The 13,137-nt window shown below is 66.1% G+C and carries 12 protein-coding genes; 5 read left to right on the top strand and 7 right to left on the bottom strand.

Annotation, left to right across the window (positions count from 1 at the left end; translation table 11 throughout):
• Window positions 1-124: 124 nt before the first annotated feature.
• The gene (locus AC1C2M_RS03530) at window positions 125-724 is read left to right on the top strand and encodes a vitamin K epoxide reductase family protein (protein ID WP_495435289.1); all 600 of its coding nucleotides are present in this window, start codon (window positions 125-127) and stop codon (window positions 722-724) included.
• A gap of 113 nt (window positions 725-837) precedes the next feature.
• On the opposite strand, the gene ndk is transcribed toward AC1C2M_RS03530, so the two are convergent.
• From ndk to AC1C2M_RS03500, 6 genes are all read right to left on the bottom strand, one after another.
• Window positions 838-1,254, bottom strand: a complete 417-nt coding sequence (gene ndk / locus AC1C2M_RS03525) for a nucleoside-diphosphate kinase (RefSeq protein WP_108391240.1) — start codon at window positions 1,252-1,254, stop codon at window positions 838-840.
• Window positions 1,244-1,597 (bottom strand): DUF4233 domain-containing protein, encoded by a 354-nt coding sequence (locus AC1C2M_RS03520; protein WP_158270246.1) that lies wholly within the window; start codon window positions 1,595-1,597, stop codon window positions 1,244-1,246. The genes ndk and AC1C2M_RS03520 overlap by 11 nt, the downstream gene beginning before the upstream one ends.
• Before the next feature lie 17 nt (window positions 1,598-1,614).
• A complete protein-coding gene (locus AC1C2M_RS03515) occupies window positions 1,615-2,979 on the bottom strand; it encodes a bifunctional folylpolyglutamate synthase/dihydrofolate synthase (protein ID WP_495435287.1) in 1,365 nt (454 codons plus the stop codon).
• Window positions 2,972-6,385, bottom strand: coding sequence for an isoleucine--tRNA ligase (ileS, locus tag AC1C2M_RS03510; RefSeq protein ID WP_495435285.1), 3,414 nt, complete (start codon window positions 6,383-6,385; stop codon window positions 2,972-2,974). The genes AC1C2M_RS03515 and ileS overlap by 8 nt, the downstream gene beginning before the upstream one ends.
• Window positions 6,386-6,648: 263 nt before the next feature.
• A complete protein-coding gene (locus tag AC1C2M_RS03505; protein WP_495435283.1) occupies window positions 6,649-7,650 on the bottom strand; it encodes a DUF1648 domain-containing protein in 1,002 nt (333 codons plus the stop codon).
• Window positions 7,647-7,997, bottom strand: coding sequence for a GntR family transcriptional regulator (locus AC1C2M_RS03500; protein WP_495435281.1), 351 nt, complete (start codon window positions 7,995-7,997; stop codon window positions 7,647-7,649). The genes AC1C2M_RS03505 and AC1C2M_RS03500 overlap by 4 nt, the downstream gene beginning before the upstream one ends.
• Before the next feature lie 80 nt (window positions 7,998-8,077).
• Here AC1C2M_RS03500 and AC1C2M_RS03495 point away from each other — a divergent pair, with 80 nt between their 5' ends.
• Window positions 8,078-8,809: an AAA family ATPase gene (locus tag AC1C2M_RS03495; protein ID WP_495435278.1), complete on the top strand. Its 732-nt coding sequence runs from the start codon at window positions 8,078-8,080 to the stop codon at window positions 8,807-8,809.
• Between the two features lie 13 nt (window positions 8,810-8,822).
• On the opposite strand, the gene AC1C2M_RS03490 is transcribed toward AC1C2M_RS03495, so the two are convergent.
• Entirely contained in the window at window positions 8,823-9,428 is a 606-nt protein-coding gene (locus AC1C2M_RS03490) for an acyl-CoA-like ligand-binding transcription factor (protein WP_483404352.1), read from the bottom strand.
• A gap of 218 nt (window positions 9,429-9,646) precedes the next feature.
• Between AC1C2M_RS03490 and AC1C2M_RS03485 the strand changes: the two genes are divergently transcribed.
• From AC1C2M_RS03485 to AC1C2M_RS03475, 3 genes are read left to right on the top strand one after another with little or no spacing between them, the layout of a single operon-like run.
• Complete coding sequence (locus tag AC1C2M_RS03485) at window positions 9,647-11,305, top strand: ABC transporter substrate-binding protein (protein ID WP_495435276.1); 1,659 nt, start codon at window positions 9,647-9,649, stop codon at window positions 11,303-11,305.
• Window positions 11,280-12,272 carry an ABC transporter permease gene (locus AC1C2M_RS03480; protein WP_495435274.1) on the top strand — a complete coding sequence of 331 codons (993 nt, stop codon included), beginning with the start codon at window positions 11,280-11,282 and terminating at the stop codon, window positions 12,270-12,272. The genes AC1C2M_RS03485 and AC1C2M_RS03480 overlap by 26 nt, the downstream gene beginning before the upstream one ends.
• A complete protein-coding gene (locus AC1C2M_RS03475) occupies window positions 12,269-13,126 on the top strand; it encodes an ABC transporter permease (RefSeq protein WP_495435272.1) in 858 nt (285 codons plus the stop codon). The genes AC1C2M_RS03480 and AC1C2M_RS03475 overlap by 4 nt, the downstream gene beginning before the upstream one ends.
• The last annotated feature ends 11 nt before the right edge of the window (window positions 13,127-13,137 follow it).

Genomic DNA, 13,137 nt, shown 5'->3' with positions numbered 1-13,137 from the left:
GACACAAACGGTCACACTCCTCTCGAAAGTGCAGCCCTCCCTGTCCGAGCGGCGACTGAACAGCAATTTGTGGCCGAGCATGCGGATGCCGCCACGGCCAGCCTCAGTGTCGTACCCTCGAACCGTGAGCCGCGACGAGACCAACACCCGACCGACTGTCCTCGCTGTCTTTCTCATCCTCGCGGGCATCATCGGTGAGATTGCTGCCTTCGCCCTCACCGTCGAAAAGATCCACACCCTGTCATCGCCCGGCGAATCGCTCTCGTGCGACTTCAGCGTCCTCGTGCAGTGCGGCGCCAATCTCGAGTCATGGCAGGGCTCTGTCTTCGGGTTCCCCAACCCGCTGATCGGGCTCGTCGGCTGGGCCGCACCGATCGTTGTCGGCGTCGGCATACTCGCCGGAGCTCGTTTTGCGCGCTGGTACTGGGCGCTGTTCAACCTGGGGCTGGCCGGCGCCCTCGCCTTCGTGATCTGGCTGATCTCCCAGAGCATCTTCGTGCTCGGCACCCTCTGCCCGTGGTGCATGGTCACCTGGTCGGTGACCATCCCCGCGTTCCTCGCCGTCACCCTCTACAACCTCAAAGACGGGAATCTCCCTGCGCCCACCGGCGTGCGCCGGGTAGCCACGGCTCTGTACGGCTGGCTCGTGCCGCTCACCCTGGCCTGCTACCTGATCGTCGCCGTGATCGCCCAGGTGCGCCTCGACGTCCTGCAGCACCTCTAAGCCGCCCTCTCCCCCGTGGCTACCGGCCGGTCGCAGAACCCGGTGACAGCGCCGTGACACAAAAACAGCGAGGCGCCCGTTTCCGGGTCGCCTCGCTGTTTGAGGTAATCGGGTTACTTGAACCAGAGCGCGAGTTCGCGCGCCGCCGACTCGGGGCTGTCTGACCCGTGAACCAGGTTCTGCTGAACCTTCAGGCCCCAGTCGCGACCGAAGTCGCCACGGATGGTGCCGGGAGCCGCCGTCGTCGGGTCCGTCGTGCCCGCGAGGCTGCGGAAGCCCTCGATCACGCGGTCACCGGCGACGCGAATGGCGACGATCGGACCTGACAGCATGAACTCCACGAGCGGCTCGTAGAACGGCTTGCCCTCGTGCTCGGCGTAGTGCGCGGCGAGAACCGATCGGTCGGGCTGAACGAGACGGATGTCGACGAGCGAGTAGCCCTTCGCCTCAATACGCGCGAGGATCGCTCCGGTCAGGTTGCGTGCGACACCGTCCGGCTTGACCAAAACGAGTGTTTCTTCAACTGCCATGTGTTTCGTCTCCCAATTGCGCTGCGGCGGCTTTTTCGCGGTCAATCCGACCGCCAGCCACCATGGAGTAAACCCACATGCCGGCAAAAAGCGCACCAATAATGAACATGATCGGCACCAGGATGCCGGTAGCAACGATAACGCCTTGCAGCACCCAGCCCGCAATGATGCCCCAGCGGTAGCGGAGGCCGGCAAGTGCCACCAGGATCGCGACACAGATCGCGGCGCCGCCCCCGAGGGCGACCGGCGCCGGAAGGACCTTGAGCCCGAAGGCCACCAGCGCGGCGAGGAACATCACAATGAGTTCAAAGCCGAGGACGATCGACGCGAGGGACTGCCTCACGCTCTGTCGCTGTCTTTTCATGACTTCTTCCACTCTCCGGCTTCGGCCAGCTCGATGACCTCTCCGGCGAGAACGACGGAGCCGGTGACGACGACGAGCCTCGACGGGCCGTCATTCGCCCATTCGCGTGCGGCGAAGACCGCGTCTTCCACGGTGTCGTAAGCGTGAACGAGTCCAGGATCCGCGACAGCCGCCGCACGCCGGGCGAGCGAAGCGACCGGGATGGACCGTTCGGACGACGGTTCGGTCACGTGGATGCGTGCCGCGATCGGCGCAAGCACGGAGAGGATTCCCTCGGCGTCCTTGTCTCCGAGCACACCGACGACGAAGACGGTCTCGGCGAAGTCGAAGTACTTCCCCAGCGCAGCGGCGAGCGACCGTGCGCCGTGCGGGTTGTGCGCCGCATCGATGAGAACCGTCGGCTCGATGCCGACGAGCTGGAGCCGACCGGGTGTAGTGATCTCCGAGAGTCCCTCCACGAGTGGGTCCATCGAGAGCGGCTGGCTGCCGTCACCGAGGAACGTCTCGACCGCGGCGATGGCGACTGCCGCGTTCTGACCCTGGTGGTCGCCGTAGAGCGGCAGGAAGAGATCGTTGTACTCCCCCGCCCGTCCGCGCACACTGATCACCTGGCCGCCGACGGCGACATGATCTGCCGTCAGCGCGAAGTCGACGTCCTGGACGATGACGGGGGCCTCGTCCCGTTCCGCCGCCTTCAGGATTTCTGCCATGGCATCGGGATGCTGCGCGGCGGTGACGACCGTCGCGGCCGGCTTGATGATGCCCGCCTTGGTTCGCGCGATCTCGGCAATGGTCGAACCGAGTCGGGCAACGTGGTCGAGATCGATCGGGGTGAACACGGCGATCTGCGCATCCGCGACGTTGGTGGAATCCCACTCGCCGCCCATCCCGACCTCGATCACACCGACGTCGATCGGCGCGTCAGCGAAGCTCGCGTAGGCGAGCACGGTGAGTACCTCGAAGAAGGTCAGCGGCACGTCACCCGCGTTTTCGAGCTCGAGGTCGACCATCTCGACGTACGTCCGAATGTCTTCCCAGTTCCGGGCGAGGGCCTCGTTCGAGATCGGCTCACCGTCGATGACGATGCGCTCGTTGAAACTCACGAGGTGCGGACTCGTGAAGAGTCCGGTCCGAAGCCCGTAGGAACGGAGAATCCCCTCGATCAGGCGGCTCGTGCTCGTCTTGCCGTTGGTTCCAGTGAGCTGGATGATCGGGAACGCGCGTTGCGGGTCGCCGAGCAGGTCGAGCACCCGGCGGGTCGGCTCCAGCCGCGGTTGAGGAGCCTGTTCGCCCGTGCGGGCGAGCAGGTCCTCGTAGACGGCCTGTCCTTCATCGGCAAATTCGTCGTCAATCTCAGACATTGATGCTCCTGGTTGCTCGGCGAACGGCCACGATGAACGATCCCGCGTTGGCGAACTGTCCCTTGGCGAACTCCTGGTAGAACTCCGGCTCGTCGTCGAGCAGCTCGGGGAGCCACTCCGCCGGCGTACCGGCGCGGCGGGCCTCGTCGACCTCGGCGAACGCGTGGATCGAGGTGGTCGTCGCGAGCGTCTCCGCGGCGATGTCGACCTCGGTGACGAAGGTCACGGCATCCGCGTCTTCGGGGCTCTCGAAGACGAGACCGAGGCGGATGCGGTCGCTCACGTCGAATCCGGCGGCCTTGCGGGTGTCCTGCACGGCACGAACGACATCCCGAGCGAGACCCTCGGCCTCGAGTTCGGGGGTCGTGTGCGTGTCGAGCAGCACGAATCCCCCGCCGGGCAGCAGAGCGAGCGCCTGCTCGGCGCCACCCTCAACGGCGGCGGTTTCGAGAACGAGCTCGAATTCGCCGTCCTGGAGTTCGATACCGCCGGCGGTGACGACACCGTCGGTCTCGGACCAGTCCCCGGCGCGGGCAGCCTTGATCACGGTCTGCACGTTCTTGCCGAGACGCGGTCCGGCGGCGCGCGCGTTGACGGTGAGCTTCGACGTGATGCCGTAGTCGCCTGCGCTGGAGTCGGTGAGGGTAACGAACTCGACGTTCTTGACGTTGACCTCATCGCGGAGGATGTCGCCGAACCGTTCCAGGTGGTCCGGGTCCGGTGAGACAACGGTGAGCGTCGCGAGCGGGAGACGCACGCGTCGACCCGCCTGCTTCCGGAGGGAGAGCACGGTTGAGCTGATGGCGCGGATGGCGTCCATCGACGCGACCAGCACATCGTCCTCGTCGAAGGCGTTCAGGTCCGGCCAGTCCTCGAGGTGCACGCTGCGGCCACCGGTGAGGTCCTTCCAGATCCGCTCGGAAACCAGCGGGAGGAGAGGTGCGGACGCGCGCGTGATCGTCTCGAGCACCGTGTACAGCGTGTCGAACGCCTCGGTTCCGTTGCCGTTCTCGTCGACTCCGGTCCAGAATCGCTCGCGTGACCGGCGCACGTACCAGTTGGTGAGCACGTCGGCGAAGTCCCGGAGCGTCGCCGCTGCCAGGGTCGAGTCGAGGTTCTCGAGGTGAGTGCCGACCTCCTCCACGACGAGGCGGGTCTTCGCGAGAATGTACCGGTCGAGGACGTCGGTGGAGTCGGTGCGCCACGAGGCGTCGTATCCACCGTCGCGAGCCGTGTTGGCGTAGAGGCTGAAGAAGTACCACGTGCTCCACAACGGAAGCAGCATCTGCCTGACACCCTCGCGGATGCCCTCCTCGGTGACGATGAGGTTGCCGCCGCGCAGGACGGAACTCGACATCAGGAACCAGCGCATGGCATCCGAGCCGTCACGATCGAAGACCTCGTTGACGTCCGGGTAATTGCGGAGCGATTTGGACATCTTCTGGCCGTCGCTGCCGAGCACGATGCCGTGGCTGAGCACGTTCTTGTACGCCGGCCGGTCGAACAGCGCGGTCGAGAGCACGTGGAGGGTGTAGAACCAGCCGCGGGTCTGCCCGATGTACTCGACGATGAAGTCGGCGGGGTTGTGCGAGTCGAACCACTCACGGTTCTCGAACGGGTAATGCACCTGGGCGAACGGCATCGAGCCGGAGTCGAACCAGACGTCGAGGACGTCGGTGATGCGCCGCATGGTCGACTGCCCGGTGGGGTCGTCGGGGTTCGGGCGCGTCAGCTCGTCGATGTACGGCCGGTGCAGGTCGGTCGGGCGAACGCCGAAGTCCTGCTCGAGCTCGTCGAGCGACCCGTACACGTCGATGCGGGGATACTCGGGGTTATCGCTCTTCCACACGGGGATCGGTGATCCCCAGTAGCGGTTGCGGCTGATCGACCAGTCACGGGCGTTGCCGATCCACTTGCCGAACTGGCCGTGCTTGACGTTGTCAGGCACCCAGTTGATGTCTTCGTTGAGGTCGACCATCCGGTCGCGGAATTCGGGCACGCGGATGAACCAGCTCGACACCGCCTTGTAGATGAGTGGGTTGCGGCAGCGCCAGCAGTGCGGGTACGAGTGCTCGTAGCTCGCCTGGCGGAGCAGGCGTCCCTCCGACTTGATCAGCTGGGTGAGCGGCTTGTTGGCGTCCGACCACAGCAGCCCCGCGACATCCGTCACCGCGGGCAGGAACTTTCCGCCGTCATCGACAGAGATGATGACGGGGATGCCTGCTGCCTCGCAGATCTTCTGGTCTTCTTCACCGTATGCCGGCGACTGGTGCACGATGCCGGTGCCGTCTTCGAGGGTGACGTAGTCGGCCACGAGGATCCGCCACGCGTTCTGCATGCCGTACTCCTCGACATCCGAGTAGTAGTCGAAGAGACGGTCGTACGTGACGTCTTCGAGCTCGGACCCGATCAGCGTCCGCGACACGGCCGCGAGGGCGTCCTCGGCGGAGTCGTAGCCGAGTTCCTTCGCGTAGTTACCGACGAGCGCCGTTGCGAGCAGGTACTGCCCGCCAAGCACCTCGGTGAGGCCGGCGTCGTCTCCCGCTTTCTCGCGCAGCACAGTGGCATCCGGTGTTCCGTGCGGACCGGCGGGCACAACCGCATATTCGATGTCGGGCCCGACGGCCAGCGCGGCGTTGGTCGGCAGGGTCCACGGCGTCGTCGTCCAGGCCAGCGCGCGCACGCCGGTCAGGCCGAGCGACTCGGCCTTGATGCCGACGAGCGGGAAGGTGACGGTGACCGTCTGGTCCTGGCGCATCTTGTAGACGTCGTCGTCCATGCGCAGCTCGTGGTTCGACAACGGAGTCTGGTCGCGCCAGCAGTACGGCAGCACGCGGTAGCCCTCGTAGGCGAGCCCCTTGTCGTGCAGCTGCTTGAACGCCCAGATGACACTCTCCATGAAGGTGATGTCGAGCGTCTTGTAGTCGTTGTCGAAATCGACCCAGCGAGCCTGGCGGGTGACGTACCGCTCCCAGTCCTCGGTGTACTTGAGCACCGCGTCCTTCGCGGCGGCGTTGAACGCGGCGATGCCCATCTCTTCGATCTGGGCCTTGTCGGTGATGCCGAGCTGGCGCTCCGCCTCGAGTTCGGCGGGCAGTCCGTGGGTGTCCCAGCCGAAGCGGCGGTGCACCTGCTTGCCACGCATCGTCTGGAAGCGCGGGAAGAGGTCCTTCGCGTATCCGGTGAGCAGGTGGCCGTAGTGCGGCAGGCCGTTCGCGAACGGCGGACCGTCGTAGAAGACCCACTCATCGGCGCCCTCACGCTGAGCGACGGATGCCTCGAAGGTTCCGTCGTTCTTCCAGAACTCGAGGATCTGGTTCTCGATGTCGGGGAACTTCGGCGAGGGGGTCACGCCGAAGGCGGACCCGGCGTTCGGCGAATCGTCGTTCGACTTGGGGTAAGGCATTTTTCTCCCGGCAGGTTCAGTGTTCACCTGCGAGGGCGGATCGTTTCCGATCCGCGGTACCACCTCGCTTGCCGCTTGTGACGGCCGCTCGTTCATTGGCTGTGACGGGCCAGCCCCGTTCGGTTCTACTGGGCTCCGCAGGTGCACGGTGCTGTTCTTCCGAAGACTCCCCGGTGATGGCCGGTTCACAGTCGCTTCCTCAAGGATAGCGGGGAATTCCGGTCGCCGGGGAGTCAGGGCCTTTCGGCGTGGTGCGGATGCCGTCAGACGGCAGAGCGCGACACGAGCGTCTGCATCACACGGGCGGCCGTCTCGGCGTCATCAACGGTCACGACGAGTCGTTTGCCGTTGCGTCTGGTGACCTCGATCGCCTCACCGGCGCGAAGGATGATTCCCGTTCGCCTGCCAGGGGCCACGCGCCAGCCCCAGCCACCGAAATCGGCTGTCGGGTTGACCTGGACGACCCGGACCTCGGCGACGTCACTCGCAGGAATGCTGACCTGAGGCCAGCCCAGGATCCCGCGGACGGTGAAACCGCGTCGGTCTGCGCGCACTCGCCAGAACGACATCCCGACCGACAGGAGCAGTACGAACACGGCGAGAGCGAGAGGGTAGGTGGCGTCGGATGGGGAGCTGAACGCCGTCGCGAGAGCGATACCGACGGTGAGCACAACGACTGCTCCCAGCAACACGACGACGCCGCCGGAGATCCGGACGGTTCGCGACCAGTAGACGCTCTCCGCGGGTGCAAGATCGAGCGGCTCGACCGCTGTCTCCTCGTCGAAGTCCGCCGGTACTGCCCTCGGCAGGATGAACCAGGCGATGGCAGCGGCAAGGACGCCGCCGAGGGCGCCGATGATCATCGGCGTCGCGATGTTCGGGGCGGCAGCCGCATCGTTCAGTCCGCGCTGGACGGCGAGCGAACCGATCACGCCGCTGGTCAGCAGGACGCTCAGGAAGACTCGCGTGACAACAACGATCTTTTCGGTGCTGGTCAGGCCGCCGCGCCGGGGTGCGCCGCGGAGTGACAACCCGCTCGCCACAGTGACCCCGGTGACGATGGCCAGCGGCATCAGGATCATGATCCATACGCTCCCGAATCCGTCGGCACCGTTGCTGTCCCAGTGGATAGCAACGGGATCGGGGAGGTCCGGCAGCCAGGTCAGAGCGACGATTGCTCCGACCAGGGCGATGAGGATCGGGAGGATCACGCCGATAACCAGGTATCGGCGTCGGCCTGGCATCGTCTGGGGTGCGGTGGTCATCGAAGGGCCTCTCGGAGTAGTGCGGTTACGGTATCTGGACTGAGTTCGAGGATGCGAGCTTCAGCGACGACGGCGTCGATCGCGGCGCTGAGCTGTGAGTAGCGGGCGGCACAGTCGGTGACAACGGCGCCGCGCCCCCTCCGGAGGTCGACGAGACCTTCGTCGCGGAGCACCTGGTACGCCCTGAGGACGGTGTGCACGTTGATCTCGAGCGACTCAGCGAGCTCTCGAGCGGCCGGGAGCCGCTCCCCCGCTTTCACATCACCGGAGATGGCGGCGGCGCGGATGCTCGCGGCGAGCTGGTCAAACAGCGGTGTGGTCGACGACTGGTCGATTCGAAGGAGCATGTGTCCATCCTATAGTTCTAATTCAACTAGAACAAGTGGCAACCTGGCTGGTGTCAGAACCTGCCTGCGACAATGGCCGGATGACCCGCGCAGATCCGTTCGCCGACACCCGCCTCGTACGAGACATTCGCCGCATCACCGACGTCGCAGTCCCCGACGACCAGTGGCCGGCAACCATCCCCGCGATCGCTGCGGTCCTCGAGTCCGGGCTCCCGCTCGGAGACGGCGTCACGTTCCTCGTCGGCGAGAACGGCAGTGGCAAGTCCACCCTGATCGAGGCGGCGGCAGCGGCGTACGGCCTCGGACCGGAGGGCGGCACCATCAACTCGGCGCATGAGACCAGGCGCACGGAGTCGCCACTCGGCGACTGGATCACCCTCGCCAGGCGCCCCGGAGCAGCAAAGTGGGGCTTCTTCCTTCGCGCCGAGACGATGCACGGCTACTACACCTTCCAGGATTCACTCGAGGGCGGCCACGACTTCCACAGCATGAGCCACGGAGAGTCCTTCCTCGCCGTGGCCGAGACCTACCTGACACGACCCGGTTTCTACTGCCTCGACGAACCCGAGGCAGCCCTGAGTTTCAGTTCGACCCTCGCGATGATCGGGGTGCTTGCCGATCTCGTTGCTAACGGCTCCCAGGTGCTGTGCGCGACGCACTCCCCCGTGCTCGCGTCACTTCCCGGCGCGACGATCTACGAACTCGGCGATCACGGCATCCGCCGCGCCAACTGGGAAGACCTCGATCTCGTCACCCACTGGAAGTCCTACCTCGATGCGCCGGGACGTTACCTGCGGCACATCCTCGACTGACCGCCAGACTCCGTCAGACCGCGTCGGCGAAACCCGCGCAGACCGGACCGACGGCCTCGTCGACGTAATCGGCGAGTGGGCGCCTGGCGACACCGGCGTTCGCCCAGACGCCGGCTGCAGCCGCTGCCGCACCGAGCACCGCGAAGGCGATGGCCTGAGGCAGCAACACTCCGGCGGAACCTTCCGTCCGGCGCAGAATGAAGTCACGGATGACGGCGCTCTGCTTCATCAGGCGACGGAGCCCGGATGCCTCGAGGTCCTCGCGGGTGCCCATGAGGTCGACCTGGGTCAGGGCCCACGGCACGCGGTCGCCGGGATGCGACCGCGCGACACGCACGACCGCGTTGCGCACGGCATCCATCACCGGCTCGGTTGCATCCGCCGCCGCAAGCTCATCGGCGAGCCGAGCGAGCGTCTCGTCGAAGTCGATCCAGAGCACGTCGGACTTGGAGCCGAAGTAGTTGAAGAAGGTGTTGCGACTGACGCCGGCTCGCTGTGCGATCTGGTCGACTGTCGTCCCGGCGTAGGTCTGCTCGAGGAACAGCTCGGCGGCGGCCTCCTCAAGCGTGCGCTTCGATGATCGCCTCGGGCGCCCGACCTGCACAGTGTTCTCGGCCAATAGGTTCCTCCTCCCGAAAGCGTATCGACCCCGATGGCATATCATCTCCACCGCCCGTCGATCGGGATGGATCCAGCCGGGCGTCGACACCGGCTGCCACGTCAGGGCAATCGGGAAGAAATCTGGTACTAGGGTCGTTATTAGACCGCGTCCAATAAATCTGGGCGCCACGCTCGGGCCACCCGCATCGCGGCTTTGCCCTCGTCAAGGAACAGGCAATGCACTCACTCACCATCACCCGCGCGCGGCGCGGACTTGCGGCGGTCGGCTCGGCAGCCGTTCTCGCCCTTCTCATCACCGCCTGCCAGTCACCCGCGGCCGAACAGTCATCGACCCCGGTCGCCGGCGGAACCCTCACCTACGCCAGCGGAGACGCCGAACCCACCTGCCTCGACCCCCACGTCGGTGGCAACTACCCGCAGGCACTCATCGCCGGCCAGTTCCTCGACTCGCTCGTCTCGCGCGACTCGGATGGAACCGTCATCCCCTGGCTGGCCACCGAATGGTCGGCCTCAGACGACGGCCTCAGCTGGGACTTCACTCTTCGTGATGACGTCAGCTTCACCGACGGCACCCCGTTCAACGCCGAGGCCGTCAAGGTCAACGTCGAGCACCTCAAGGATCCGGCCACTGAGTCGTCGACGGGCTACCTCGCCCTCGGCAAGGTGGAGAGCGTCGAAGCGGTCTCCGACACCGTCGCGCGATTCACCTTGAGCGCGCCGGACAGCGCACTGCTCGAGTCCCTCTCGATGCCGTGGCTCGCCATCGAGTCGCCCGCGGGAATCGCCCGCGGCATGGAGGAGAACTGCCAGGCGCCGATCGGCACTGGGCCGTTCATCGTCGACGAGTGGGTCAAGCAGGACCACATCTCGCTCGTTCGCAACGACGACTACAACTCACCGCCGGCCGACGCGAAGCACGAGGGCAAGGCATACCTCGAGGCGATCGAATGGCGCTTCATCCCCGACTCCGCATCGCGCTACGCCGCTCTGCAGGCCGGACAGGTCGATGTTCTCGACAATGCGCAGCCGGACACGATCTCCGCAGCCGAGAAGACCACGACGCTCGCGCACATCGACGCGCCCCGCCCCGGTGCCGCCAACCGCATCGAGCTGAACGCCGGTGCTGCACCATTCAGCGAACCCGCTGTCCGTGAGGCATTCATCCGCGCGGTTGACGTCAATGACGGCATCGAGTCACTGTTCTTCGGCTCGGCGGAACGCTCATACTCGCCGCTGTCGAGCGCTGAGCCCGAAGGCTTCTCCGACGAGTCACTGTTCGACACCGACCTCGACGAGGCCAACGAATTGCTCGACTCCGCTGGCTGGACTGAAAGGGATGCCGACGGCTACCGGGTCAAAGGCGGCGAGCGCCTCACTCTCGACTTCCCCGTCTCAACGAACCAGTCGATCCCCGCCGAGCAGTCGCTCTTCGAGCAGATCCAGGCAACGGCGAAGGACGCAGGGTTCGAGGTCAAGCTCTCGCTCCTCGATCTGTCGAGCTGGTACGGCGTCCTCGCCGAGAACAACTACGACCTCGTGAGCGCCCCGTACACGAAGGTCGGCCCTGACGTGCTGCGGATCCTGTACCACTCCGACGGAATCGTCCCGGCGCCGAGCGGATACTTCGCGAATCTCTCGCAGGTCAGCAACCCTGAGCTGGACGATCTGCTGACCACAGCGAGTGAGACCTCCGATGACGGCGAGCGCGCCGCGCTCTACGACCAGGCGCAGGAGATCATCCTCGGTGGCTTCCATATCCTCCCTCTCTACGACCAGCAGAACCACTTCCTGCTCGGCACACAGGTGAAGGATGCCCGCGCCATGCCGACGGTGTCGACACCCACGTTCTATGACGCCTGGCTTGCCGGACAGTAACCCGGCTGAGCGATCGAGGAGCCGGCGCTCAGTGCGCTGGCTCCTCGTCCGACTCGGCGGTGCTGCGTTCGTGCTCTGGGCGGTCGCGACGCTGACCTTCTTCGCGATCCGCCTGATTCCGGGAGACCCGGCGGAGGCGGTCCTCGGCGGGCCCGGGTCACAGGCATCACAGGAGACCCTCGACCAGGTTCGACGCGACTACGGTCTCGATCTCCCCCTCGGCATCCAGTACCTCAACGCACTGGGCCGCTTGCTCAGGGGCGACCTCGGCACCTCCTACGCCCTTAAGGTCCCCGTCACCGAACTTCTCGGCGCCCAGCTCGGCGGTACGCTCCTCCTCGCTCTCGCGGCCCTCGCCCTCGCCTGGTTCGCCGCACTCGGCCTCTCGCTCTGGTCAACCGGTGGCGGCCGCGTTGCGGCATCCCTCGGGCAGGGCATCGAACTCACGAGCGCTGCTCTCCCCCACTTCTGGCTCGCCACTGTCCTCATCGCCGTGTTCAGCACGAGCCTCGGCTGGCTCCCACCGGTATCGACGGGAGGGGCGACGGGACTCGTCCTCCCGACCGTGACGCTCGCCATTCCCCTCGCCGGGTTCCTCGCCCAGGTGATGCGCGAGACGCTGCTCGACACCCTCGACGCACCCTTCATCGTTTCGGCAAGGGCCAGGGGCGAATCGGAGCGGGGCATCCGTCTACGCCATGCACTCCGCCACGCGAGCCTGCCGGCGATCAGCCTCTCCGGCTGGGCGCTCGGCTACCTCATCTCGGGCGCCGTGGTGGTCGAGACCATCTTTGCCAGGCCGGGGCTCGGCCGCACCCTGCTGCAGGCGGTGACGCTCCGTGATGTGCCGGTGGTCACCGGTGTGGTCCTGCTCGTCGCCCTGGTCTACATCCTCATGACGATTCTGACGGATGCCGCCTCCCGGCTGGCAGATCCACGCCTGGCCAGTACGGAGGCAACGCGATGAGCGAGCTCGACCTGCGGACCGCTGCGGCGAGCGTGGCACCCGCCCGTCGCGCCCGCCCGAGTGTCGGCGAAGTACTCGCCTGTCTCTTCGTTCTCTTCCTCATCGTGGCCACCGTCGCGCCCGGGCTGCTCTCGTCATTCGACCCCAACGCCATCTCGGCACGCGACGCGTTCCAGGGCCCGTCACTGACTCACTGGTTCGGCACCGACGAGTCCGGTCGCGACATCTACAGCCGGGTCGTGACCGGAACGGCGACCTCCCTGTTGATCGGCGTATCAGCGACAGCGATCGGTCTCATTCTGGGGCTGGTCCTCGGTGTACTCGCCGGGTTCGGCGGTCGCGTACTCGACTTCACGGTGAACCGCACGATCGAGGTTCTCTTCGCGTTCCCCGGACTCCTCCTCGCTCTCCTCGTCATTGTGATCGCCGGGCCCGGCCCGGTGACCGCGACCATCGCGGTCGGCCTCTCCACCGCGCCCGGCTACGCGAGGATCATCCGCGGCCAGCTCGTCAGCATCCGTTCGTCTGCGTACGTCGAATCGGCACGGGTGCTCGGTCACGGGCCATGGCGAATCCTCACCAGGCACATCCTGCCGAACGCCCTTGCTCCCCTCGCGGTGCTCGCCACCCTCGGTGTCGGGCAGGCTGTGGTGTGGGCCGCCGCCCTCAGCTACCTGGGCCTCGGCGCACAACCGCCGGAGCCGGAATGGGGCGCCATGCTGTCCGCCGGGCGCACCTACATCGGTACCGCGTGGTGGCTGACCGTGTTCCCCGGCCTCATGATCGTGCTCACCACCATCGCGACAACGGTGCTCGGCCGGAGCCTCACCCGACGAACGGCGGACAACCGATGAACGACAGGCAA

This window comes from Mycetocola sp. Y444, assembly GCF_059445295.1.
This window is presented reverse-complemented; position numbering and strand designations above follow the sequence as displayed.